At 46.1% G+C, this 23,591-nt stretch carries 17 protein-coding genes and 1 rRNA gene; 6 read left to right on the plus strand and 12 right to left on the minus strand.

All coding sequences use genetic code 11. The features are described 5' to 3' along the window. Together K0O23_RS07635 and K0O23_RS07640 are read right to left on the minus strand one after the other, a co-directional pair. Nucleotides 1–118 (minus strand): 16S ribosomal RNA (locus K0O23_RS07635); the annotation flags it as partial. An 898-nt stretch (nt 119–1,016) separates the two neighbouring features. After that, the gene (locus K0O23_RS07640; protein WP_219876826.1) at nt 1,017–2,261 is read right to left on the minus strand and encodes an NAD(P)-dependent oxidoreductase; all 1,245 of its coding nucleotides are present in this window, start codon (nt 2,259–2,261) and stop codon (nt 1,017–1,019) included. A 277-nt stretch (nt 2,262–2,538) separates the two neighbouring features. Between K0O23_RS07640 and gcvP the strand changes: the two genes are divergently transcribed. The 4 genes from gcvP to K0O23_RS07660 all read left to right on the plus strand — a co-directional run bounded on the left by gcvP (nt 2,539) and on the right by K0O23_RS07660 (nt 7,778). Continuing rightward, a complete protein-coding gene (gene gcvP, locus K0O23_RS07645) occupies nt 2,539–5,457 on the plus strand; it encodes an aminomethyl-transferring glycine dehydrogenase (RefSeq protein WP_219876827.1) in 2,919 nt (972 codons plus the stop codon). A 192-nt stretch (nt 5,458–5,649) separates the two neighbouring features. Continuing rightward, nucleotides 5,650–6,246, plus strand: a complete 597-nt coding sequence (locus tag K0O23_RS07650) for a DUF4136 domain-containing protein (RefSeq protein ID WP_219876828.1) — start codon at nt 5,650–5,652, stop codon at nt 6,244–6,246. A 428-nt stretch (nt 6,247–6,674) separates the two neighbouring features. Then, complete coding sequence (locus tag K0O23_RS07655) at nt 6,675–7,052, plus strand: hypothetical protein (protein ID WP_219876829.1); 378 nt, start codon at nt 6,675–6,677, stop codon at nt 7,050–7,052. A gap of 105 nt (nt 7,053–7,157) precedes the next feature. Further along, nucleotides 7,158–7,778: a DUF4136 domain-containing protein gene (locus K0O23_RS07660; RefSeq protein WP_219876830.1), complete on the plus strand. Its 621-nt coding sequence runs from the start codon at nt 7,158–7,160 to the stop codon at nt 7,776–7,778. Between the two features lie 20 nt (nt 7,779–7,798). On the opposite strand, the gene K0O23_RS07665 is transcribed toward K0O23_RS07660, so the two are convergent. Beyond that, entirely contained in the window at nt 7,799–10,069 is a 2,271-nt protein-coding gene (locus K0O23_RS07665; protein ID WP_219876831.1) for a TonB-dependent receptor domain-containing protein, read from the minus strand. Nucleotides 10,070–10,239: 170 nt separating this feature from the next. Between K0O23_RS07665 and K0O23_RS07670 the strand changes: the two genes are divergently transcribed. After that, nucleotides 10,240–11,430, plus strand: a complete 1,191-nt coding sequence (locus K0O23_RS07670; protein WP_219876832.1) for a PQQ-dependent sugar dehydrogenase — start codon at nt 10,240–10,242, stop codon at nt 11,428–11,430. A 134-nt stretch (nt 11,431–11,564) separates the two neighbouring features. On the opposite strand, the gene K0O23_RS07675 is transcribed toward K0O23_RS07670, so the two are convergent. The 5 genes from K0O23_RS07675 to K0O23_RS07695 form a co-directional block, all read right to left on the minus strand. Next, nucleotides 11,565–13,541: an OmpA family protein gene (locus tag K0O23_RS07675; protein ID WP_219876833.1), complete on the minus strand. Its 1,977-nt coding sequence runs from the start codon at nt 13,539–13,541 to the stop codon at nt 11,565–11,567. 18 nt (nt 13,542–13,559) lie between these two features. Further along, complete coding sequence (locus K0O23_RS07680) at nt 13,560–14,495, minus strand: PorP/SprF family type IX secretion system membrane protein (RefSeq protein ID WP_219876834.1); 936 nt, start codon at nt 14,493–14,495, stop codon at nt 13,560–13,562. Nucleotides 14,496–14,528: 33 nt separating this feature from the next. Next, a complete protein-coding gene (locus K0O23_RS07685) occupies nt 14,529–17,750 on the minus strand; it encodes an ice-binding family protein (protein WP_219876835.1) in 3,222 nt (1,073 codons plus the stop codon). Between the two features lie 420 nt (nt 17,751–18,170). Continuing rightward, nucleotides 18,171–19,073 carry a lipoyl synthase gene (gene lipA, locus K0O23_RS07690; RefSeq protein WP_394371690.1) on the minus strand — a complete coding sequence of 301 codons (903 nt, stop codon included), beginning with the start codon at nt 19,071–19,073 and terminating at the stop codon, nt 18,171–18,173. Nucleotides 19,074–19,206: 133 nt separating this feature from the next. Next, complete coding sequence (locus tag K0O23_RS07695; RefSeq protein WP_317195659.1) at nt 19,207–19,938, minus strand: hypothetical protein; 732 nt, start codon at nt 19,936–19,938, stop codon at nt 19,207–19,209. A gap of 71 nt (nt 19,939–20,009) precedes the next feature. Here K0O23_RS07695 and K0O23_RS07700 point away from each other — a divergent pair, with 71 nt between their 5' ends. Then, nucleotides 20,010–20,414, plus strand: coding sequence for an OsmC family protein (locus K0O23_RS07700; RefSeq protein WP_219876836.1), 405 nt, complete (start codon nt 20,010–20,012; stop codon nt 20,412–20,414). A 35-nt stretch (nt 20,415–20,449) separates the two neighbouring features. Here K0O23_RS07700 and ytxJ read toward each other — a convergent pair whose 3' ends face one another. From ytxJ to K0O23_RS07720, 4 genes are read right to left on the minus strand one after another with little or no spacing between them, the layout of a single operon-like run. Next, nucleotides 20,450–20,791 carry a bacillithiol system redox-active protein YtxJ gene (gene ytxJ, locus K0O23_RS07705; protein WP_219876837.1) on the minus strand — a complete coding sequence of 114 codons (342 nt, stop codon included), beginning with the start codon at nt 20,789–20,791 and terminating at the stop codon, nt 20,450–20,452. A gap of 29 nt (nt 20,792–20,820) precedes the next feature. Beyond that, entirely contained in the window at nt 20,821–21,162 is a 342-nt protein-coding gene (locus tag K0O23_RS07710; RefSeq protein ID WP_219876838.1) for a hypothetical protein, read from the minus strand. Between the two features lie 47 nt (nt 21,163–21,209). After that, on the minus strand, nt 21,210–21,443 hold the full coding sequence (locus K0O23_RS07715; RefSeq protein WP_246596989.1) for a hypothetical protein: 234 nt from the start codon (nt 21,441–21,443) through the stop codon (nt 21,210–21,212). Nucleotides 21,444–21,460: 17 nt separating this feature from the next. Beyond that, on the minus strand, nt 21,461–23,440 hold the full coding sequence (locus K0O23_RS07720) for an alpha-ketoacid dehydrogenase subunit alpha/beta (protein WP_219876839.1): 1,980 nt from the start codon (nt 23,438–23,440) through the stop codon (nt 21,461–21,463). Nucleotides 23,441–23,591 lie beyond the last annotated feature (151 nt).

The following is a 23,591-nucleotide window of genomic DNA, read 5'->3' on the forward strand; positions in this document are numbered from 1 at the left end:
CGCGTTACGCACCCGTGCGCCACTAACCACAGAACCGAAGTCCTGTGGCTCGTTCGACTTGCATGTATTAGGCCTGCCGCTAGCGTTCATCCTGAGCCAGGATCAAACTCTCCATTGTAAAAATTACTGCGGTGGGCGAACCCACCAATGTGTCTGTCAGATCCCGGCCGTCTCTTCGGCCCCCAGAGGGGGCCGGCGCGGGTGGCCCGAAGGCCGCGCCCCGCGCGGATTACCTATTCTTGTCTTTTATTCTCTTTTTGTCTCAACAATCTCTCAAAGAACTTGCCGAAGACCTGTCGTCTTCGCCTGACACGCCAACCGCGTGTGATACCCTCTTTTCTCTTTCCCTTTAAAGAGCCGCTTGCTCTTTTGCGGGGTGCAAAGGTCGGAAAACTTTTCCGAATCCGCAACAATTATTTTCAGGGAATTTCCTCTCTTTTCTTTCCTTCCTCTTCAGGCTGCCCCTTCCAGAAGGGCTTCTCTTTTGAAGCGGGCTGCAAAGGTAAGAAACATTTCTTATTTCATTGCAAGCTTTTTCAGGAAAGTTTTTTTAAAGTTTTCAGAAGTCACTCTGTTTCCCTTTCCCCCATCCGAGCGACTCTCAGAACCGGGTTGCAAAGGTAAGAACTCTTTTCGAATCCGCAACACCCGGGGTGAAAAAATTTCAAGGTTTTTTTAGAAGCGATCTGCCTTCTCAGCAGCTACAAGGGCCTTTTTAAACTCCCTTTCCCTCCTCTAACTCCCCTGTTCCTGCCGAACCGGGATGCAAAAGTAGAAAAGAGTTTCGACTTTGCAAGGGCCACGGCCCAAAATAGTTGCGCAACCTACGTAAGGCACTGATTCTGAAGCAGAATATTTTTCAGCAACCTTTTACTCAGGTCCCTGCTGGAGCTTTATCCTTTTTATAGGCGCAGATTGTAAACTTTTGATTCTTCATTCTAGTTCATTTCATCCCTACTTTTTCAATCACTCTTTTTCAACCTATACTATACTATACTATACTATACTATACTATACTATACAGCCCTTTCCTTCTCTTTACCCTCCGCTACGCTATTCGCATAGTCCTGCAAGTAACTGTATAACTCTGTAAGCTTACCAGCCCTGCCGATGGTACCGCGCTCCAGCACTCCTTCTTTATCATTATTAAACAGGTGTGGGAACACATTATCTATAAGGTGACGCCCAAACTCACGGGATGCATTTCGTGGCAACTCGCACGGTAGGTTGTCTACAGCCATTATAGTTATATTTTCTTTTCGGCTATAGGGCGGCTCCAACTCTCCTGTCTTTGGATTATAATCGTATGCAGGGTCTGGTATGGAGGTAGCGCGTTTTGTAGTTGGTATAGATCCGTCCACGTCGCAGGTAATATCTGCAATGGTATTGATCCTGAAATCTGGTTGACGGGTATCATCTTCTGTAAATAGCTTTGGCGCACGCGGGTCCCAATAAGCACATGCCAGTAGCAAATCGGTTACTTTCGTAAACTTCCGAAAGGTACTCTTATATAGCTCCGGGTGAGCGTAAAAATCCGGTGAGTCCCATACTTCCACATCTGGCCTTGTATTATAGTCCCCGGAGTGGAGTTGAGCATATACCGGCTCCGTAAACTGTTTATATAAATAGTCGAACACACTTACCTTCCGGATTCCCATTTTATCCAGCACTTCCATAGCACCGCCTGCTACCCGGCCCCCGCCTGTAACAGTAATCTTTATCGGAGGCAGCTTTACTTTAAAGTATTCTTCCTGCATATCCTCTATCTCGTGGCAAAGGTAAGCCGGCTTCAGGTCAAACAGCCTATGCTTTTTACCATAAGTCAACATTCCATTATAAGCTCCTACAATACCTGCGTAGTGTCCGAAGGCAACCACCCGCTGGCCTTCAGGAGTAGTAAGGGTCTCATAATCTATTAAGGTGATCTTTTTATCAAGTATAGCACGAAGCAGCTTTGCATTATGGGGCTGCTTTTTTATAGTGTGGGAGAAAAAGAAGTATGTCTTATTTGGGATCAGCTGGTCAATGGGCACTTCTTTAACACCCATTAGTATATCACAGTCGCTTAAATCTTCCTGCATCGGGATGCGCAACTCTTCATACTCTGCATCTTTGAAGCAGCGAATATCGCTTGGCTGCACGACTATCTCCAAATCCGGAAACTCCTGTAGCGCTTCTACACACTTTTTTGGCGTAAGCGGCACACGTTTATCTACAGGTATTTTACCTTCTTTTATGATTCCAATTTTAAGCTTGCTCATGAATATTAAACTCTTGAATTGTTAAGCTGTTATTATTGTTAAGCTAAAGTAAAAGAAAAAGCGGCATTAGTAAGGCTTAACTGGTTCGTAAATCTGCCTGACCCTAATACACTATATAATATAATAAGGTGTAGTTGAGCAGGACCTAACTATTTGGCCTTGATGCTTCAATATAACAAACATTTACTATTACTTTGCAGAAAATAAGAGGCCAACAACGTTTTGCTGGCCTGATAAAAGTGCTAAACCCATTTTTCCCAGTCAATAGATCATCGATATGATATTTAAAACCAAACCTGCAGACGTGTTTAAGGAGCGCCATAACGGCCCTGACAAAGAGCAGATGCAGGATATGCTTAAAACCATCGGGGTAGACTCGCTGGACCAGCTGATTGATGAGACCGTACCGGCCGCTATCCGCTTGAAGAACCCATTGAACCTGCCAGCAGCTATGACAGAAACTGAGTTCCTGAACCAGTTCTCGCAGATCGCGAAGCAGAACAAAATAAACAAGTCGTACATAGGGCTTGGCTACAACGACACTATTTTGCCTCCGGTTATACTTCGTAATATTATGGAGAACCCGGGTTGGTATACTGCTTATACTCCTTACCAGGCTGAGATCGCACAAGGTCGTTTAGAAGCTCTGATCAATTACCAGACTATGGTGATGGACCTGACAGGTATGGAGATTGCCAACGCATCGTTGCTGGACGAAGGTACTGCCGCTGCTGAGGCAATGGGTATGTTCTACGCAAACCGCAAAGGAGCCCGCAAAACTGCTAATCGTTTCTTTGTATCGGAGCTGGTATTGCCACAAACTATAGATATACTTTCTTCACGTGCTATTCCGATCGGCATTGAGTTGGTAATCGGCGATCACCGTGAAGTAGATTTCTCTGACGAGACATTATTTGGTGCGCTGGTGCAATACCCAGCTGCCGATGGTGCCATTTTTGATTATACTGACTTTATCTCTAAGGCGCACGAACAGGAAATGTTTGTAGCCGTAGCTGCAGATATACTTTCGCTTACGCTCTTAACACCTCCGGGTGAAATGGGTGCTGATGCTGTAGTTGGCACTACGCAGCGCTTTGGTGTACCAATGGGCTTTGGTGGCCCCCATGCGGCATACTTTGCTACAAAAGATTCGTTTAAGCGTGTTATCCCGGGTCGTATTATTGGTATTTCTGTGGATGCAGCTGGTGACAAGGCTTACCGCATGGCCCTGCAGACACGTGAGCAGCACATCCGTCGTGAGAAGGCTACTTCCAACATCTGTACTGCACAGGTATTACTTGCTGTAATTGCAGGTATGTATGCCGTTTACCATGGCCCTCGTCGCCTGAAGTATATCGGTTTAAATACTCACGCGCTGGCACAGCAACTAGAGAAAGGCTTAAAGGCACTAGGCTTTGAGCAGCAGAACGAGCAGTATTTCGATACACTTAAGATTGCAGCTGAGAGTGCTGACATGCAGAAAGCTATTCGTGCGGAGGCTGAAGCAGCAGGTATTAACTTCCGTTATTTCGGAGAGAACAATATCGGTATCTCGCTTCACCAGAATACAAACCTTGCAGATGTAAAAGCTATACTTGCTGTATTCGCCAAGGTAGCCGGTAAGTCTGCAGATGTATTAGGTATAGATGCATTACCTGAAGACACTGATATAACCTGGGCTGATAGCCTGATCCGTAAGAGTGACTATTTAACACACGAGGTGTTTAACAAGCACCACTCTGAACACGAGATCCTGCGTTATATGAAGCACCTGGAGAACAAGGATATTTCTTTGGTTCACTCGATGATCTCTTTGGGCTCTTGCACCATGAAGCTGAACGCTACGGCCGAGATGATTCCGGTTACATGGCCGGAGATCGGACAGCTTCACCCGTTTGCTCCTGCTGATCAGACAAAAGGCTATGCACAGATATTTAAAGACCTGGAGGCTTGGCTATGCGAGATCACCCGTTTCGATGCAGTATCGCTTCAGCCAAACTCAGGTGCACAGGGTGAGTACGCCGGCCTGATGGTTATCCGTGCTTACCACGAGTCGCGTGGCGATCATCACCGTAACATTTCCCTAATCCCGTCTTCTGCACACGGCACTAATCCTGCTTCTGCGGTAATGGCCGGTATGAAAGTGGTGATTGTGAAGTGCGACGAGAAAGGTAACATTGACGTGGCTGACCTGCGTGTAAAAGCTGAGCAGTATAAGAATGAGCTGTCTTGCTTAATGGTGACATACCCATCTACGCACGGTGTATATGAGGAAAGCATCATCGAGATCTGCCAGATCATACATGACAACGGTGGCCGTGTTTACATGGACGGTGCCAACATGAACGCACAGGTAGGTTTAACATCGCCGGCGCACATCGGTGCTGACGTTTGCCACCTGAACCTGCATAAGACCTTCTGTATACCTCACGGTGGTGGTGGTCCTGGTATGGGCCCAATTGGTGTAGTAAAAGACCTTGCACCGTTCCTGCCTGGTCACGCTGTAGTTGATCTGGGTCGTAAGGATGCTATCAATGCTATCTCAGCTGCGCCTTGGGGTTCTGCTTCTATCCTGCCTATCTCTTATGCTTACATTGCTATGATGGGTGGCGAAGGTTTAACAGAAGCTACGAAGGTGGCTATCCTGAACGCGAACTATATTAAAGCTCGCCTGGAGCAGCATTACCCTGTACTTTATGTAGGTACAAATGGCCGTTGCGCACACGAGATGATCCTGGATTGCCGTGAGTTCAAAAAGTATGGCGTAGAGGTAGAAGATATTGCGAAGCGTTTGATGGACTATGGTTTCCATGCGCCAACTGTATCATTCCCGGTAGCGGGTACTTTGATGGTAGAGCCAACAGAGTCGGAAGCACAGGAAGAACTGGACAGATTCTGCGAAGTGATGATCTCGATCCGTGAGGAAATACGTGAGATTGAAGCCGGCAAGGCTGACCAGAAGAACAACGTGCTAAAGAATGCACCACATACTATGAAAGTGGTGATGGTAGAGAACTGGGAAAGACCTTACTCTCGTGAGAAGGCAGTGTTCCCTATGGCTTACCTGCGCGACAACAAAGTATGGCCAACCGTTAGCCGCATTGACAGCGCTTACGGCGACCGCAACCTGGTTTGCTCTTGCGCTCCGATTGAAGCTTACAACGAAAATGGAAATGAGATGGTAGCTATCGGCTAAATCATCTTAATTTATACTTTGAAAAGCCTGGCCAAGTGGTCAGGCTTTTTTGCTTTATGTGCACTTTATAAATGCACATCCACTAAATAATAAGTGCATGTGCCCAACTAAAAAAGGCCTTTTAAACAGACCTCCACGATATCTCCGTATAAATGCTTAAATGAAAATACTAACCTTTAGCTTATAAAAACTATGAAGAAAGCCACAAAACGAGCACAGTTGATTTTGCTGGGACTGTGCTTTCTGATTTTAGGATGCGCACCTACAGTTGATGTAAACACTGATTATGCACAAGATGCAAACTTTAGCCAGTATCAAACTTTCAGTTTTTACCAGGAGCAGCCAACAGAAGCAAAAGCAACTTCAGGAAATTACGATACAATGCTTGATCAGCGACTTAAGACAGCTATCCGCCAGTCATTAAGTACCCAAGGCCTTACATATGATGCCAGCAGCCCAGACTTAAAGGTTGCCTATGATGTGGCAGTTGACACCGAGACAGAAGTAAACACAAATTATGCATATCCTCGGGGCTTTGGCTACGGCTATAGCCATTGGTATGGCTACCGCTACAACTATGGGTTTAATCGCTTCCCGGCTACCTATAAAACAATAAACCAGTACAAACAAGGCACAATTGTAGTTGATTTAGTTGATGTAGATTCAAATGAGTTAGTTTGGCGCGGCGTTGGAGAAGCCCCAGTTGATATGGCTGGAGACATTAGCCAGGAACGTATCAACACCATTGTCAGTAATATCCTAAAGCAATATCCTCCTACAGGAAACTAAGCACACTTGTCATACTTAGCCACCCCAAGGATTTTACATCTATGTTGGAAGATCCTTTTTTACACTTACAATAGCTACTTCAGTTTAATCCTTGTACAGTAAAGAAAAAGAGCACACCGAAGCATTACATTGAAACTACTAAACTATAAAACCTTTCAGACACTGGTTTACAGCCTAAAACTTATACCTAAGTAAAAATTTTTATGAAAAAAATTTATTTTCAAAATGTTATACAATAACACCAACAAAAGCAGGTTTAACCCATAACACAGCAAACACTAAGCATAAAAGTACAATTTACTTAACACCCCATAGCACTTTGCAAAGTATACTTTAAACAAAATATATAAACCGTACTATGTAAATCTGTAATGCTTTTATACCTTTGTGCCGTCAAAACACAAACCTGAACAAAATCAATATTGGTTATGAAGAAATTGCTAACTGCAACACTTACTTTAGTAGCTCTGCTAGTTGTCACTACACAGGCCTCGGCACAGGTTGCAGCATTTAATAGCTTATCGCTTCATTTCTCTAATTCGATCCTTACAACAGCACAATACCACCAGGTATTAGAAAGTGCGAAATCAGGTAACAAGAACACAAATGAGATTACAGCTGTCACTAAGCAACACCTTAGCGCTTTACCGACTACTGGCTACGTGTTTGGCGACAATACCGAAAGCAAACCAATTACTATTCTAGGAGAGGCTACTTTAGAAGCTGAGCCTATGGATACTGCATTAGAGAACTGGATAACGAAAAAACTTGCCATGCAGCATCCTAAGTACCGCGGCAAACAATAGAACTGCCTTTACGAGCTATACTAAACAAAACCGCCTTTCCGTTGTTCAGCCGTAAACATGCTTGTAGCGTATAGCTACCCAAAAGCGTAAACTACAGCTAGAACTATGGTATTTTACAAACAACTACCTTTTATTCGGGTTAAGGCAACTGTTATACTTCTTCTCATACTTTTCTGCACAAGCTGTTCCCCAGCTGTAAGCGTACAGTCTGCTTACGACCCGTCTATTAATTTCTCAACATACCAGACTTTTGCCTGGCATCCGGCAGAGGTTCCGGCACCTAAGCAAGGCACTGGAGGCGCATTATATAGTACCTTGCTTGATCAGCGTGTAAAAGAAGCGATTGCCAGCGAATTGGTAAAAAATGGAATAAAGCCGAGCATCGATAACCCTGGCTTACTTGTTGCCTACGATATTGCCGTTGAAACCCCACAGGAGCTTAACAATACAAACATACTACAACCCGGCTTTGGATATGGGTATAGCTATTGGTACGGTTATAGGTACAGATACAGCGGAACAGGCCTGCAGAACTTCAGGAGTATTGCAGATTACAAGATTGGTACGCTTGTTATTGACTTAATTGATCGTAACACTAATAATGTAGTATGGCGTGGGGCTTTTGATGCTGAGATTGACCCAGTGATAATAGATGAGGACAAAATAAACAGGGCAGTTGCCAACCTAATGTCTCAGTTCCCGCCTGTGCCCAGAACTTCCCGCTAAAGTATAAACGCAGGCAATTGCTATAATTTATAGCTCAGGTTAACTCCTCCGTAGTAATTTCTGTCAGGTGCAGGCTGGAAAAAGCGTCCTCCAAAAGCGTTTAAGTCATTGCCCAGGCTATACTTTTTGTCTGTTATATTATCTACTCCGCCAAAAACCTCTAACACAAACTTACTGCCCAGATTGCGCTTTATGCCGGCACGTGCACCAAGTATAAAATACCTGTCAGCAAAAACGGTGTTCTCATCGTTCAGCGGCAATTCATCCACATAGTTTGAGGTCAGGTTAATGTAAAGCCCAAATCTGGTTGCAAAATCGAGGCCTGCAGCGGCTACATGCGGTGCTACACCAGTCAATTTGTTTCCTGACAAGTCTTCTTCGTCTTTCTGATAGTCTTTAAACCTGAAGTGGCTGTAAGTATAGCTGCCCCATACTTTAACGTTGCTCAACTGCTGAGCCGGCTGATCCAGTAACGTATAAGCTGCACTCAATTCCAATCCTTTTTGGCTCGTAGATCCTACATTCCGGAAAACGGCTACACTCGACACGTCCTGCCGGCTTATAATGGTTTCTTTTAATCTGAAGTAGAACCCTACCACATCAAAACTAAGCTTACCAGCAAATCCACGGATGCCAGCCTCATAGTTTATGCCTTTTTCGGCCTCCAGATCTTCGTTTAATGTACCGTCGGATGTTAGAATCTCTTCTTCGGTTGGAGGTGAGAAGCCGGAACTTATACTTGCATGCGCCGAGATCTTGTCTGAAAGGCGTTTGAGCAAAGCAACTCTCGGAGAAAGCACCGCTTCAAAATCACGGTTATATTTATAGTTGCCGCTGCCCACCTGCTGCAAACGGGTAATTTCATACTTGGTGTCGTTCAGGCTAAGGGCAGCAGTGGCTATAATTTCTGCGGGAAGCTCAAACTCAGCCTGGGCAAAAAGGAAGCCGGTTTTAGCTACCACCTCATCGTCGGTGCGCAGGTTTCCGGGAGTGCCGCTGTTATTATCATAGGTACGGGCCGCTTCGAATCCTCTCTGAAATTCGCCGCCTAAGGTGAAGGTCGAGCTTATACTTCCTAGATTGGTGTTATAAGCAAAGCTGCTACGCGCGCCATACTCTTGATTCGTGTTGCGTTCGTAATCTGTGTTAAACGGGTTATCTTTAAACTTGTGCAGACCATATACAGCAGTGGTGTTATGCAAGTTATCACTGAATCTATACTCTTGTTTCAGCCCTACGTTTATTCCCTCCAGACTGATAGAAGCATTTTGCTTTACGCTGCCAAACATGCCGCCACGCGCCTGCCTTGGGTTCTCGTCATACTGCTCCTGCGTTAAACCCCCAGGCAATTCATAGTATAGATCAGAGTAGATAATATTGGCATTGATGGTTCGTTTTTCTGAAGGAGTAAACTCTGAGGAGATAAGCAGCACATCGCGGTCTACGGCAGACTGCTCGCGGTAGCCATCGTACTGCTGTTTTGTATACTGCACCAACACACTGCTGTTATCGGAGCCTGCACTAACCGTTGCAGTATACTTCCTGAAGCCATAAGAGCCGGTTGTGGCTCCAAGTTGTACAGATTTTTCTCCGGCAGCGGCTCTGCGCGGCTCCAGCAAAACAGTTCCGCCTGTGCCCGCACCATAAATGCTGCCCGTTGGCCCTTTCAATATTTCTATACTCCCGATATTGGAGGCGTCGAGTAAATTAAGCGCTGTAGTGCCGTTAGCTTCCGTAAACGGGATACCATCAAAGTATACTTTCACGTTCCGGATGCCGTACGGCGACCTAAGTGAACTTCCCCTGATAGATAACCGGTAACTGGCTGGGGCCCGTTCCTCCATTCGCACGCCGGGTACTGTATTTACAGCTCTTACCAGCGAGCTCTCATCAAAGCGTTCTATACTTGCTCTATCTACTATACTTATGGCACCGGCAGTCTGCAACAGCGGACGGTTAGTCTCATACCCTGTAATCACCACCTCTTTTAACTGCGCAGCATCCGGCTGTAAAAGCACTCTTATTTCACTACCATTAGCTGGTAGGGCTACGCGTTGCGCTTTATACCCGATCAGGTTAAAATTAATGTATTGCGTTTCTCCAGTAGGATTTAAAAAGAAGTAGCCCTCTGTGTTGGTGATAGCTTGTGCGCCTGTATTGGCTGTTACTGTTACACCCTCAAGCGGTAAAGCTGTATTTGCATCCACTACATAGCCTTGTAAGGTATTCTGAGCTATAAGAAGTTGCGGCAGGAGCAGCAGGAAAGTGTAAATAAGTAGTTTCAGTTTCATAAGTAGGGTGATAATGCTCTCAAAACGTAGCTGCCAGCTTAAGGTTTATCCGAATAAAAAGCTAAAAGGCGGCCATATTGTTTCAGAAACAAAACAGGATTGTTGATGGTAGTAGTATAAGACACTGGTATCAAGCGCGACCATACTCACAGACAAACTTACACTAAACTATGAAAACAATACTTATACTTCTTTCCGCAGGGCTCTTGTTAACTTCAATCACGGTATCGGCACAAGAGAAAAATAAGCCCATTTCTGCCTCAATGGAGGGCAATATCTTTAAACCCGCCAAAGTACCTGCCACCGATGAGCGCGTGCGCCAGCTTAAAGTACCCACAGGCTTTACCATTACCAAATTTGCCGAAAACCTGAACAAGCCCCGTATGCTAGCCGTGCACACCGACGGAACCGTGTATGTAACAGATCGTGAAAAAGGTACTGTAACTATGCTGCGCGACACAAACAAGGACGGCAAAGCAGACCAACAAAAAGTAGTAGCTACTAAAGATCAGATGCATGGCATTGCCTTACGCGACAATAAAGCCTACCTGGTAACGGTTAACGAGGTTTACACGGCTGATATTAACAAAGACGGCACACTGGGCCAGTTAAAAATGATAGCCGACAAATTGCCAGACGGCGGGCAGCACGCAAACCGTACGATAGAATTCGGTCCGGATGGCATGCTATATGTATCGGTGGGCAGTACCTGCAATGCCTGTGATGAAACCAGTAAAGAGAGCGCTACGATGCTGCAAATGAAACCGGACGGCTCTGGGCGTCGCATTTACGCAAAAGGCCTTCGCAACACCATCGGCTTTGACTGGCATCCGCAAACAAAAGAATTCTGGGGATTTGACCACGGCATTGACTGGCTGGGCGATGAGGTGCATGGAGAAGAACTGAATAAACTAGAAGATGGCGGAGATTATGGCTGGCCTTATGTTTACGAAGATGGCAAACCTAACCTGGCCGACGAACCACCGATGGGTATGAGCTGGGAAGAGTACGCAAAAAAAACCAAGTTTCCGGCATTAACCTACACTGCCCATAGTGCACCCCTGGATATGATCTTTTACAAAGGCACCCAGTTTCCGAAAGAGTATCAGGGTGATGCCATTGTAACGTTACATGGCTCCTGGAACCGTAAAGAGCCTTCCGGCTATAAAGTGGTGCGGGTGCGTTTTGATAACGGCAAACCAACTAAGGTGGAAGACCTTGTTACTGGCTTTCTCATAAATGGTAACCAGCAACAGTTTGGCCGTGTGGTAGGCCTGGCGCATCATCAGGACGGTTCTTTACTGATTTCAGACGATGCCAACGGGGTAGTTTATCGCCTGGCCTATACAGGCAAAAAGTAATAGCTGTATAAAGGTATAGCCGGCAGGATGGCTGCTGGTTATACTTTTACGGTGCAGGCTAAAAGTAAAAAAGCTCCGGCAGAAACTGCGGAGCCTTTCCAAACTATGAAAGCTAATGAGAATCTTTATATCAATTATTTGATAATCCTGAATTCAGTGCGGCGGTTAAGCTGGTGTTCTTCTTCAGAACACTCTACGCCATCGGCGCAGCCATTTACCAACCTCGATTTGCCGTAGCCCTTGGCAGTTAACCTGCTTCTGTCTATTCCCTGCGATACAAGGTAATCTACGGCGGCTTTTGCTCTCCGCTCCGACAGCACGTTGTTATACTTAACACTTTCGCGGCTATCAGTGTGCGAGCTCATTTCTATTTTAACCTCTGGATTATTCTTCAGCACCGTTGCCAGCTTGTCCAGCTCAGTTGCGGCGTCTGTACGGATATCCCATTTATCCAGGTCGTAGTAGATATTTTCCAGTACAATAGCTCTATTAAGCTCATTTTTATCAAACAGCATGGCTATTTGTACTGTATCTCCGGCATTGGCAGGTATTTCTGCCAGTTTTTCCTGTGTAAGGTAGCCGTCTTTGGTGCCCAGCAACGAATAAATATCCCCTCTGCGGCCATCCATAAAGTACTGTCCCCTCTCATCTGTGATAACCACCACCGAATCGTTTAGGTTCTTTTGGGCCACAACAATTTTTGCTTTCGGCAGCGGTACTTCAATATTGCGTTTTTCGTCATTCTGCTTGCGCTCCAGGGTAATAAGCTCTATCACAACAGGGCGCTGCAGCATTTTAAAGGAGAAAATATCTTCAGTGCCGTTTTCCGAGTCGCGGTTAGATGAGAACAAGCCTTCTTCGCCAACTCTTGTGAACATGATGCCGTAATCGTTTTTTGCAGAGTTGATAGGTGCTCCAACGTTTCTAACCTTCGTCCAGGCGGCGTGGGTGCCCTCCGCTTCAAAAACATCCAAACCACCAAAACCTATGTGCCCATCTGAGGCAAAGTATAATTTACCGTCGGCATCTACATAAGGGAAGCTTTCGCGTGCTGCAGTGTTAATGGTTGGGCCTGCGTTTACAGGTTTGCCCCACGTGCCATCGGCTTGTTTTATACTATAAAATATATCTGTATCGCCTAATGTGCCTTCCATATCCGAGGCAAAGTATAAAACCTTACCGTCTGGTGATATAGCCGGATGCCCTACAGAATGCGACTCCACGTTATTGTAAGCAAAAGGCTGTATGTTAGACCAGGTTTCACCCTGCTTTTCTGCAGTAAATATTTCCAGGCGGTTTACAAACTCTTTGGCAGCAGGCGCTTTTGCCCAACTGGTAGGGTCTGCGTTTACATGGTTTTTCTTAGGCACCATGTGCGTTCTGGTAAAGTATAGCGTTTTACCATCTTCAGCAGCAGAGGCCGTGGCATTGTGGTACTCAGAGTTGATCACTTCTTCCAGTGCCTTTGGTGCTCCCCAGTTACCGGCCTCGTTCTGCTGTGCCGTAAACAGTTGCAGGTATGGGCGTCCTGTCCAGCCATACACATCCGTCTTCTTGCTATCACTTAAGCCTCTGTCGGAGGTAAAAATGATCTGGTTACCATACTGCATCGGGCTAAAGTCTGAGAAACCATTCGTATTTATACTTGCAACAGGCTCCACAACTGCAGCAGCAGGTTTGCCTAACCAAAGTATGGCTCTGTCGCAGGCGGCGATCAGCTCCTGTGCTTTATCCTCTTTCTCGGGCATTTCATCAGCCCATAGCATGTACTGGGCTTTAGCCTCTTCGTATTTGCCGTTGCTGCGAAGCGCCTCAGCGTAGAAGTATGAACTCATTGGATCGTGGCCTTCCAGGCGTACCACTTTAGCATACCATTCTTCGGCTTTCTGGTTCTGGCGCGTCAGGCGGTAAGCGTCTGCTATGCGCTGCATGGTGGCCAGATCCGGGTCTTTTTTCTGAACAGCTACCTGATAATTTTCAAGGGCCAGGGCAAACTCGTAGTTCTCGTACTGTTTGTTTGCCTTTTTCAGCTCTGTTTGTGCCTGGGCTGCAGTGCCTAAACCCATCATGGCCGCTATTACAAAGTATAAGGGTGTAGATTTATAGTTCATCGTATATAGGGCTTATGATTAAAAATATTGCGGCGTGATAATTCTGGTATCCTGCTTTTTAAAGAAGTAATAGCCAACTGAGATCTCGTGCGTGTTAAAGCCTTTCATATCGTTCAGCATCTTATCGTAAGCATAGCCCAGGCGCAACGATTTGTGTATCTGCAGCTCGGCGATCAGGGCTACGGCTGTGCGCTTGTTGGTATACTCCAGATCAGCTTTATCATTGAAGATATTCACACTGGTTCGGTAAGAGCTACCTAGCCAGAGCTTATCACCAAGCAGGATAAAAGCATTCAGGTCCACGTTGGCCGGGGCTTTAAAATCCTCTTTAACCAGCATGCTTGGCTTAACCTTTACAAAACTGCCCAGGTCGAACACGTAGCCTGTTGTAAAGTAGTAGTGGCGCTCCGGCTCTATGTACTGCATATCTTTAAACTGTAGCAGGTCTGAGGCTGATAAACCGGCGTAAAACCGCTCTGTGTGAAAGTATGCACCCACTTTTATATCGGGCTTTATACTTGTCTCTCTGCCGGCAGGTATGGTTGGGTCATCATCAATGCCTAACTCATTACCATCCAACGTATGCTGCACCAGACCCGGGGCCAAGCCCAGGCTAAATATGCCATTTTCGGTTATCTGCAGTTTTACAGCCAGGTTTGCGTAAGCCGAAAGCTGCGACTGCGCCCCAATCTTGTCGCGGGTAATGCCAAGCCCTACCCCCAGCCTGTTGTTGGCTGCAATGCCATCTACGGCCAACGACTGTGTAGCCGGGGCTCCTTCCATACCCGTCCATTGCGAGCGGTGAAAGGCATTAATGTTAAGCACGCCCTTACTACCCGTGTAAGCCGGATTTATGTTCATGCTGTTAAAGATATACTGCGAGTACTGTGGGTTTTGCTGGGCACTAGCTCCAAGGGCAAGCAGTAGGGCCAGCAGGGTATAAAATAATCTCATTGTCTTTTCTTTATCGGTTGATAAGAATATTACTTAGCGGAAGATGGTCACGTAGCCGGTAAATACTTTATCTGCTCCGTCGCACATGGTCACACTTACTCTGTAGAAGTAGGTTCCCGGCTCTAGTTTATTGCCGTTCCAGTCGTTTTGGTAATTGTCCTTTTTGTATACTTCAGATCCCCAGCGGTTAAAGATCACTACCTGGTTTTTAGGATATTTCAGAAGATTCTCAACTACCCAGGTGTCGTTTTTGCCGTCGCCGTTCGGGCTAAATGCTTTCGGGAATGCCAGATCACCTTCAATAAGAGACTTGTCTATTGGCAAGCTGGTTGCAGGTCCTGCGCATGTTCCGTTGTTTGCAACCACGGTCACATCGCCAAAGGCATTCGGGTTATCCAGTTTAACCGAGATAGTTGTCGTACCCTGTCCCGATACGATCGTGAAGCCGACTGGCACTGTCCAGGTATAATCTGTGGCTCCTGGTACGGCGTCTATGGTGTACATCAGTCCGTCGCACAGTGTGCTCATGTCTTTAATGGCAACCGGTGCAGTTGGAGGTGTTGTTACATTTACAGTTCGTGTACTGGCTGCACTGGTACCGCAGTCGTTAGTAGCTGTTACACTTACCTCGCCGCCGGTGGCTCCTGCATTTACTGTAATGCTAAGCGTTCCCTGCCCACTCACGATCGTCCATCCTTGCGGCACTGTCCAGTTGTAGGTGTTGCTGCCAGTAAGGACTGCAATGCTGTAAGTCAGGTTCTCGGTGTTGGCACAAGTTGCGTCAGGTCCTTCTATAGCGCCAGGTGCTGCCGGAACCGGGGCCGGAGCGACATCCAGTTTTGCGCTTGCACCTTCGCCACATGCGTTGGTACCTGCTACTGTAATCTGTCCTGAACCACTGCCAACTTCTACTTCTATGGTAGTGCTGCCCTGGCCGCTCTTAATGATCCAGCCTTCAGGCACTGTCCAGTTATATCCAGTGGCTCCATCTACACCTGCTATACTATAAGTAAGTATAGACCCTAGGCATGAACCTTGGCTGCCATTAATGGTGAGGGGTGCCTGTGGCCCGTTGTTTATACTTGTAGTATACACAGCTGCCTCGCTTGAACCGCATTCACCGTCTGCTGTTACTGTTACATCGCCGGCATTAGTGCCTGCTGTTACCTTTATAGTAGTTGTTCCCTGGCCGCTTTCTATTACCCAGCCTGCCGGTACTGTCCAGGTATATCCTGTTGCGCCATCTACCGGGTTGATAGTATAGGTTAGGTCACCGGTGTTACCGCACGATGCAGCTGGGCCAGAAATACTTGCTGGTGTAGCCGGAGGTGTTTTCGTAGTGATGGTAATCGTGGCGGCTTCGCTTGTAAAACATTCGTTGCTGCCTTTTACTGATAATGTACCGCCATTGGCTCCGATAGTAACAGTAACTGTTTTGCCATCTTGTCCGGCTGTTATCAGCACATCACCTGTCGAGTTCCACTCATATGTCGCATTATCACCTAAACCTTCTGCGGTATAAGTCAAGCCTTCGCTGTTCATGCAAACATTTGCATTGCCTGCGATACTCGGTGCCGGAGGCGTTGTGGTAACTTTTACCTCTTTCTCTACAGTGTATGTTTTTCCGCACAGATCAGTTACACGGGCAATTACTTTGCCTGATGTTTCCCCTATGTTTACTGTTATGGTATTGCCTGATCTGGATACTTCTGTTAAGCCACCTGTTAATTCGAAGTCATAAGTTGCTCCCTGCACTGCTGTTACGGTGTAGGTTACGTTGGCTGTTTCGGCGCATTGTGCCGCACCACCGTCCAGTGACAGCGTTGGCGCAGGACATGTAACCTCAATTGGCTCAGGGTCGGTGTTATTACCCGGGTTCGGATCCGGAGTGGTAGTGCCAACACTTGCTGTATTTAATATCTGGCCTGCACCAATAATCTTTGCAACAAGAGTCAGTGTAGCAGTTTCTCCGTTTGCCAGCGTGCCTACTGTATAAGTACCAGTTGCCGGATCAAATGTGCCTTTGGTAACATCAAAGCTCAGGAGCTCCAGCGTGTTTGGCAGTTGCTCGTTTACCAGTACATTTTCTGCTGCATATGGCCCGTTGTTTCTTACAACTATAGTATAGGTTACTGTACCTCCCACTACATAAGGTGCGCCGCTTGCAGTTTTAATTACGCTAAGGTCAGCAGAGATAACAGGTACGATAATAGGATCTTCACCATCGTTGTTGCCTGGGTTAGGGTCAGGGTTGTTGCTGCCTACGCTTACTTTATTTGTGATTTCGCCTGCAGCCAGAATCTTAAAGGTTATCTTAAGCTCAGCTGACTCGTTTAGTTTAAGTTCTTCTATTACCCATTCCTGCCTTACCGGGTCATAAGTTCCTGCGCTGGCGCTTTCTACACGCACAAACTCCAGCTCGGGCGGCATCACCTCACTTACAACCACACGCGATGCAGTACCAGGTCCGGCATTGCTCACTGTTATCGTATAGGTAACCTCGTCTCCAATCTTGTACTCTCCTTCTGCGGCCACTTTGCTTACACTCAGGTCAGCAATAATAATGTTTGGCAGAAAGATGTTATTTGTGTTCAGGTTAACGCAGCCCTTAAGCGACATGGCACGACCAATCAGGTTCACACCTGGTTCCAGGGTAATGTCTCCATCAGAAATGATAGTGCCCTGGAAACTCGTGGAGTTACCAAGTTTAACCTTGCCTTTAACGATCCAGAAAATGTTTTTAGGCTGGGCGCCGTTCTGCAGCAAAAGGCCTGTGCCCGGGGTTGGCAGAGTAGGAGATGGTGTGGTCAGGTCTCCTTCAATAACGAAGATAAACTTTGAGTTTACGTCACCATTGCCATCAAATACGATAATACCATCTAGGTTTACATTGCCATTGCTGTAGTAAACACCCGGAAAGGTTCCGTTGGCTTTCAGGCCTGCATCCGTAAAAGGTGTTGCAGATGCATTGATCCAATAATCATAAACAGCTTTGGCGTCTTGCAAAGCTTCTTTGGCTAAAGGCAAACCTATACTTTTGGTGCCTTTTACCAGCAATATGCCATCATCTGTGAAAACCCCTTCTGGCGCCAGACCTACGTCTCCTGTAACGCCCGTGGTTCCCGTGTTGCTCAAACAGCCAGTACCCAACACAGCAAAAGTGCTAGATTTGCCTAGGCCTGGCTCTGATTGCGCTATGCTAAGGGTGGTGCTGGCAATCAGAAAAAGGGTTAGTAGCAGTAAAAGTCTATTCATATAATTTATGTAAAAGAAAATATAGTATATGTCTAATATATATAGATTCAACTATAGTTATTGAACATTTCCATTTACTTAAACCATATGATTAAGTTATACTAAATTCAAAAAATCATATTTAAAGATATAAATAGTGTAAAATATATTCAATTAGTAATATTTACACTATATCTGACAAAAAGACTTCATTTATGACTGCAATTTTACAACAGTGCAATTTTTTATTATTTAATGTATAAAAGAAGATGGGATATGCGTTAAATCAATGCTATTAGAGGTATATTTTTAAGGTTTTAACATCAAATTAACACTTGTGCCTGCCAACTCACACATAATCCTTGAATAAATAGTACAATTATAAAAAAAGAGCTCCGCCAATTTAATTTAGCGGAGCTCCCTTATCTTTTAAAAGCACAATTAAACATGCACATGTCTTTCGGCATGGTACGAAGAACGAACCAGTGGCCCTGACTCCACATATTTTAAACCTCTGCTTAATCCTTCTTCTCTATAATGGTCAAACAGATCAGGGTGGATAAACTCCGCTACCTCCAGGTGCATTTTGGTTGGCTGCAGGTACTGGCCCAGTGTAAGTATATCACAACCATTGGCAGCCAGATCGTCCATAGCCTGGTACACTTGTTCGCGTGTTTCGCCTAAGCCCAGCATGATACCAGTTTTAGTACGCTTGCCATACTCTTTGGTGCGCTTAATCTGCTCCAGGCTTCGATCATACTTTGCCTGAGGGCGCACCTGGCGGTAAAGCTCCCTTACGGTTTCCATGTTATGCGATACTACTTCCTGCCCCGGTGAGATCATCGTAATCAACGCATCCCAGTTTGCTTTCACATCCGGGATAAGGGTTTCGATAGTAGTAATCGGGGATAGCTCTTTTACCAGTCTTACTGTTTCGTGCCAGATAGCGGCACCGCGGTCTTTCAGTTCGTCGCGGTTGACGGATGTAATAACAGCATGTTTCACACCCATTAGCTGTATCGCCTCTGCCACACGGCGCGGCTCATCTTCGTCGTACTCGTTAGGGCGGCCGGTAGCTACTGCGCAAAATGAGCAGCTGCGTGTACACACATTACCTAATATCATAAACGTGGCTGTACCAGCGCCCCAGCACTCACCCATGTTCGGGCAATTGCCGCTTTCGCAGATGGTGTGCAGCTTATACTCGTCTACTATACTTCTTACTTTAGCATATTCCTTCCCAACCGGCAGCTTTACACGAAGCCAGTTTGGCTTGCGCGGTTTACCTAAAGCATTAAGCCCTTCGGGTGTGGCGTTGGGCTGTATAACCGGAAGTGTAATCAAATCGTCCATGGTTGCAAAGATAGGAAGTTATGCATTAAGAGTTTAGCCATTGGCTAAGATTTGTGCAGGCACATGAGTATACAAGCACTCTCTCGTAACAGTGCTTATACTTTAAATGTTCGCAGGTAAAGTTTTATTTACGGCGGCCGTAGTATAAATTGAGGTATACAGAGGTAAAAAGCTGCTCATTTTCGGCTTGTGGGATGATCACCATTTCTTTCGGGAAAAGCTCCAGCATAAAGCCAACTTCAATACCGGCTATACTTTCGCGGTAGCGGCCATACTCAAAGCTCAGGCCTCCTTTTATATGTGCTCCAAAGTTTACATTAGACTCGCTAAGACCCTGAAACACGGTGCCGTTTCCCATAATATTTTCCAGGCTGCGGTGCTTTTGCGGGTCATACTGTTCTGTGCGGATATCTTCGCCGCCTGGGCCGCCATAGTTATAACGGATGTAATATGGCGCCAATAAGCCAAGCGATGGCCCAGCGGCAGCAATGGCATTTACCTGCACCCCTGACTCTGCTGCTTTTCTGAAAAGGACAAACTCACGGCCATAGTGCGGGCGTATCACAAAAAGGTAGTTTTGCTTTCCGGCAATAAACTGATCTCCTGTTTCGCTGTAAAGCCGGTTCTCTTTCGGGTGTTTGATCTCTACAATCTCCAGGCCGCCAAACTGATACATACGATTGTTCATAGGATACACAGACCTAACAAAGACGCCTCCAATCAGCCCGCCATTGGAGTTAAAGTTAACACCGTAGCTCAACTCATTCTCAAAGCTTTCGTCTTCTTCGGATTGCGCGGTTGCCGTTAACGACAACCCCAAAGCAAATGCAAGTATAAATGAAAGGTATCTTACCACCCGATTATTAATTTATAGTTAGATAAAAGTAACTAAATTTACGCGGTATTCAAAACTATAGTTAACACCCCATGACAACCATAAAGAGCTCATATAAAGGCGACTTACGCACAACTGCCACACACGTTGCCTCTACAAACACCATTATAACCGACGCCCCTGTAGACAATAACGGCAAAGGCGAGGCTTTTTCACCAACCGATCTGGTTTGCGCCGCTCTGGGCAGCTGCATGATGACCATTATGGGCATTACGGCTAACCGCTGCAGCATAAACATAGAGGGCATGGAAATAGACATCGTAAAAGTAATGGCTGCAGAACCACGCCGCATTGCGGAGATTATACTTAACTTTAAAATGCCTTCTAACAGCTATACCGCTAAAGATAAAGCTATACTTGAGAACGCTGCCCGCACCTGCCCGGTAGCCCTAAGCCTTCACCCTGATATTAAACAGACGATCAGCTTCCAGTACTAACATACTTAAAACGGCATGGCACAAAGTATAAGTTGCTATGCCGTTATTTTTTTCTTCAGCGCATCCACGCTTATGCTCAGGTGCGATGCGTCGTACGTGCACATGCCGTCCTGAACCAGCAATAGCTGTGGCGACTGATGTGTTACATGCAGCACATCTGCCACCTCATTGGAAACAGGCCTGTAGCTTAGCAGATCCAGGTAATAAGGTTTTACGTGGTCCAGGCCGGCTCCCTGCCATTGGCGCTCCAGGCGGCTTTTGGCCGTTGAGCTGATAGAGCAGGCGGTGCTATGCTTAAAAATAACAACAGGAGTTTCTTTAGACTCCTGCAATACTTCATCCAATTGTTCTGTACTTGTAAGCGGATGCCAGTTCATAAAATATTCTCTTCCTCAGTGTTCAACAGTTAATTACTACGCTGCTTTTTCTTTCGTGAAAAAAGGCGCTTCTTTTTTACGGGCTCACCGGCATCGTTAAACTGATACCGTTTCCGTTCGTCTTTCTTTGCACGCTTACGGCCAGATTCCCCTATTTTAAATTTATAGGTATTAACATTCAGATGAGTGTCTTTGTACTGCGCTTCAACAGTGTCAGCCTGTCTTAAGAACTTTTTGCGTTGCTGCTTATGGTTATCAGACGATTTATGGCTGATCTGCGCAAAAGCAGGTGTAGCTGCCAGTAACAAAATAACTAACAGACTACATAACCACTTAGGGTCTACCCGAAAAACAGAAATCACATCACACATCTTCACATTTGCTGTTTAGTAGCTTATACTCTTTTGGAGCTAGCTTGTTATAAACGGTTAAACAGTCCCCGCTTTTTTTGTACACGGCCATTTTTGTCCATTGGTACCGATATCCCCTCCAGGCTTTGACTGTTCTTCCCTTTCACACTTATTTTGCTGCTTTTGCCAGGCGGTTTGGGGCAACGCAGAATACCTTTATGCTGGCAGCTGCCGAGTAGTATAAACAGACTCAGCAACGGCAACAGAATAAAAGTTAGTTTTATACTTGAGGGCTTTAACATAGTTTGACTGTTCGTTCTTAATAAGAAAGCATGGCTTCTACCTTTTCGCGCAAGCGCTGTTTTGGCAAAAACTCCTGTTCCAGTGGTGGTGCAAACGGAACAGCAGTATCTAAACTGGCTACACGCGCCACAGGTGCGTCCAACAGTTCAAAGCAATGCTCACTAATCCAGGCAGCAATTTCTCCGCCTATGCCACCTGTTAATGTATCTTCGTGCAGAATAAGTACTCTTCCGGTTTTGGCTACAGCTGCTCTAACAGCCTCTTTATCCCAAGGCAACAGCGAACGCAAATCCAGTATTTCCAGACTTGCATCTGTTAACTCCTGCTGCAACTGTTTTGCCCAGTGCACACCCATACCATACGTAATGATGGTCAGGTCTGTTCCTTCGGCCACGGTTCTGGCCTTTCCTATCTCTACAGTATAGTAGTCATCCGGTATCTCCTGAGAGATAGAACGATACAGCATTTTGTGCTCGAAATACATCACCGGGTTTGGATCTTCAAGTGCTGCATTGAGCAAGCCTTTAGCATCATAAGGAGAAGATGGGTATACTATCTTTAAACCAGGCGTATGAAAGAACCAGGCCTCGTTACTTTGCGAGTGGAACGGACCTGCTGCTGAGCCGGCACCTGTTGGCATTCGCACCACTACATCGGCATTTTGGCCCCAGCGGTAGTGGCTCTTGGCCAGGTTATTTACAATCTGGCTGAAACCTGCACTCACAAAGTCGGCAAACTGCATCTCTACCATGCTTTTCTGCCCGCGCACCGACATACCCAGACCAATGCCAAGTATAGCCGACTCACAAAGCGGTGTGTTACGCACCCGGTCTTTCCCGAATCTATCAACAAAGCCCTCTGTAATCTTAAATACGCCGCCATACTCTGCAATATCCTGCCCCATCAGCACCAGCTCCGGGTAACGCTCCATACTTTGGTGCAGCGCATCCGAAATGGCATCCACAAAACGGCGTTCTGTTTTCACATCCGACGCAGGCTTTATCACCTCCTGGTCAAACGGCTTGTACATATCCTCCAGTTCTTCCTGGCGATTGGCCACAGGCATCGGTGTAGAAAAAGCAGTCTGTAAACCGTCTTCAATCTCGGCTTTCAGTTCTTCTTTTATACTTTCCATAGTCTTCTGCGTCAGCACCAGTTCCTCCAGCAGATACTTCTCAAAGTTCTCTACCGGGTCTTTCTTAGCCCATTTCTCAAACAGCTCCTGTGGCACATACTTGGTACCGCTGGCTTCTTCGTGACCGCGCATTCTGAAGGTCATAGCCTCGATCAGCATAGGGCGCGGGTTCTTACGAATGCTAGCTGCTGCCTGGCGCACGGTATCGTATACTTCCAGCAAATTATTTCCGTCTACCTGAAGGGCATCAATACCATAGGCAGGACCTTTGTCTATAAACTGGTTAAACTTAAACTGCTCGTTGCTTGGCGTAGACAAACCATAACCGTTATTCTCGATCATGAAAATAACTGGCAGGCTCCACACAGCAGCCACATTCAGCGCCTCATGGAAATCGCCTTCGCTTGCTCCACCATCGCCACTAAATACCAGCGTTACTTTCTCTTTTTTCTCCAGCAGGTCTGCCAACGCGATACCGTCTGCCACAGCTAATTGCGGTCCCAGGTGTGATATCATGCCTACTATGTGGTGCTCGTTCGTGCCGAAGTGGAAAGAGCGGTCGCGGCCTTTTGTATAGCCGGTGGTTTTGCCCTGGAACTGCGCAAATAATCTATCTAATGGAATATCGCGGCTTGTAAAAACACCCAGGTTACGGTGCAGTGGCAGAATATACTCATCTTTCTCTAGCGCCAACGCCGACCCAACTGAGATGGCCTCTTGCCCGATACCCGAAAACCACTTGCTTATTTTACCCTGGCGCAGCAGCACAAGCATACGCTCTTCTATCATGCGGGGCTTAAGTATAGCTTTATATAATGCTAACAGTTCGTCGTCGGAGTATTCTTTGCGATTGTAGTTCATCTTAAAAAACGGAAACTTCGTTATAGTTGGGCAAGTTACTATATTAGGCATAGCAACAAAAGTTGTTGCTAATTTATACTTTTGTCTTATACTTTGACAAAGGACTTTCTAACAAAAGACAAAGGACTACTATAACACCGATCATAATGCC

It is taken from the genome of Pontibacter aydingkolensis (assembly GCF_019443125.1).
Taxonomy (GTDB): Bacteria; Bacteroidota; Bacteroidia; order Cytophagales; family Hymenobacteraceae; genus Pontibacter; species Pontibacter aydingkolensis.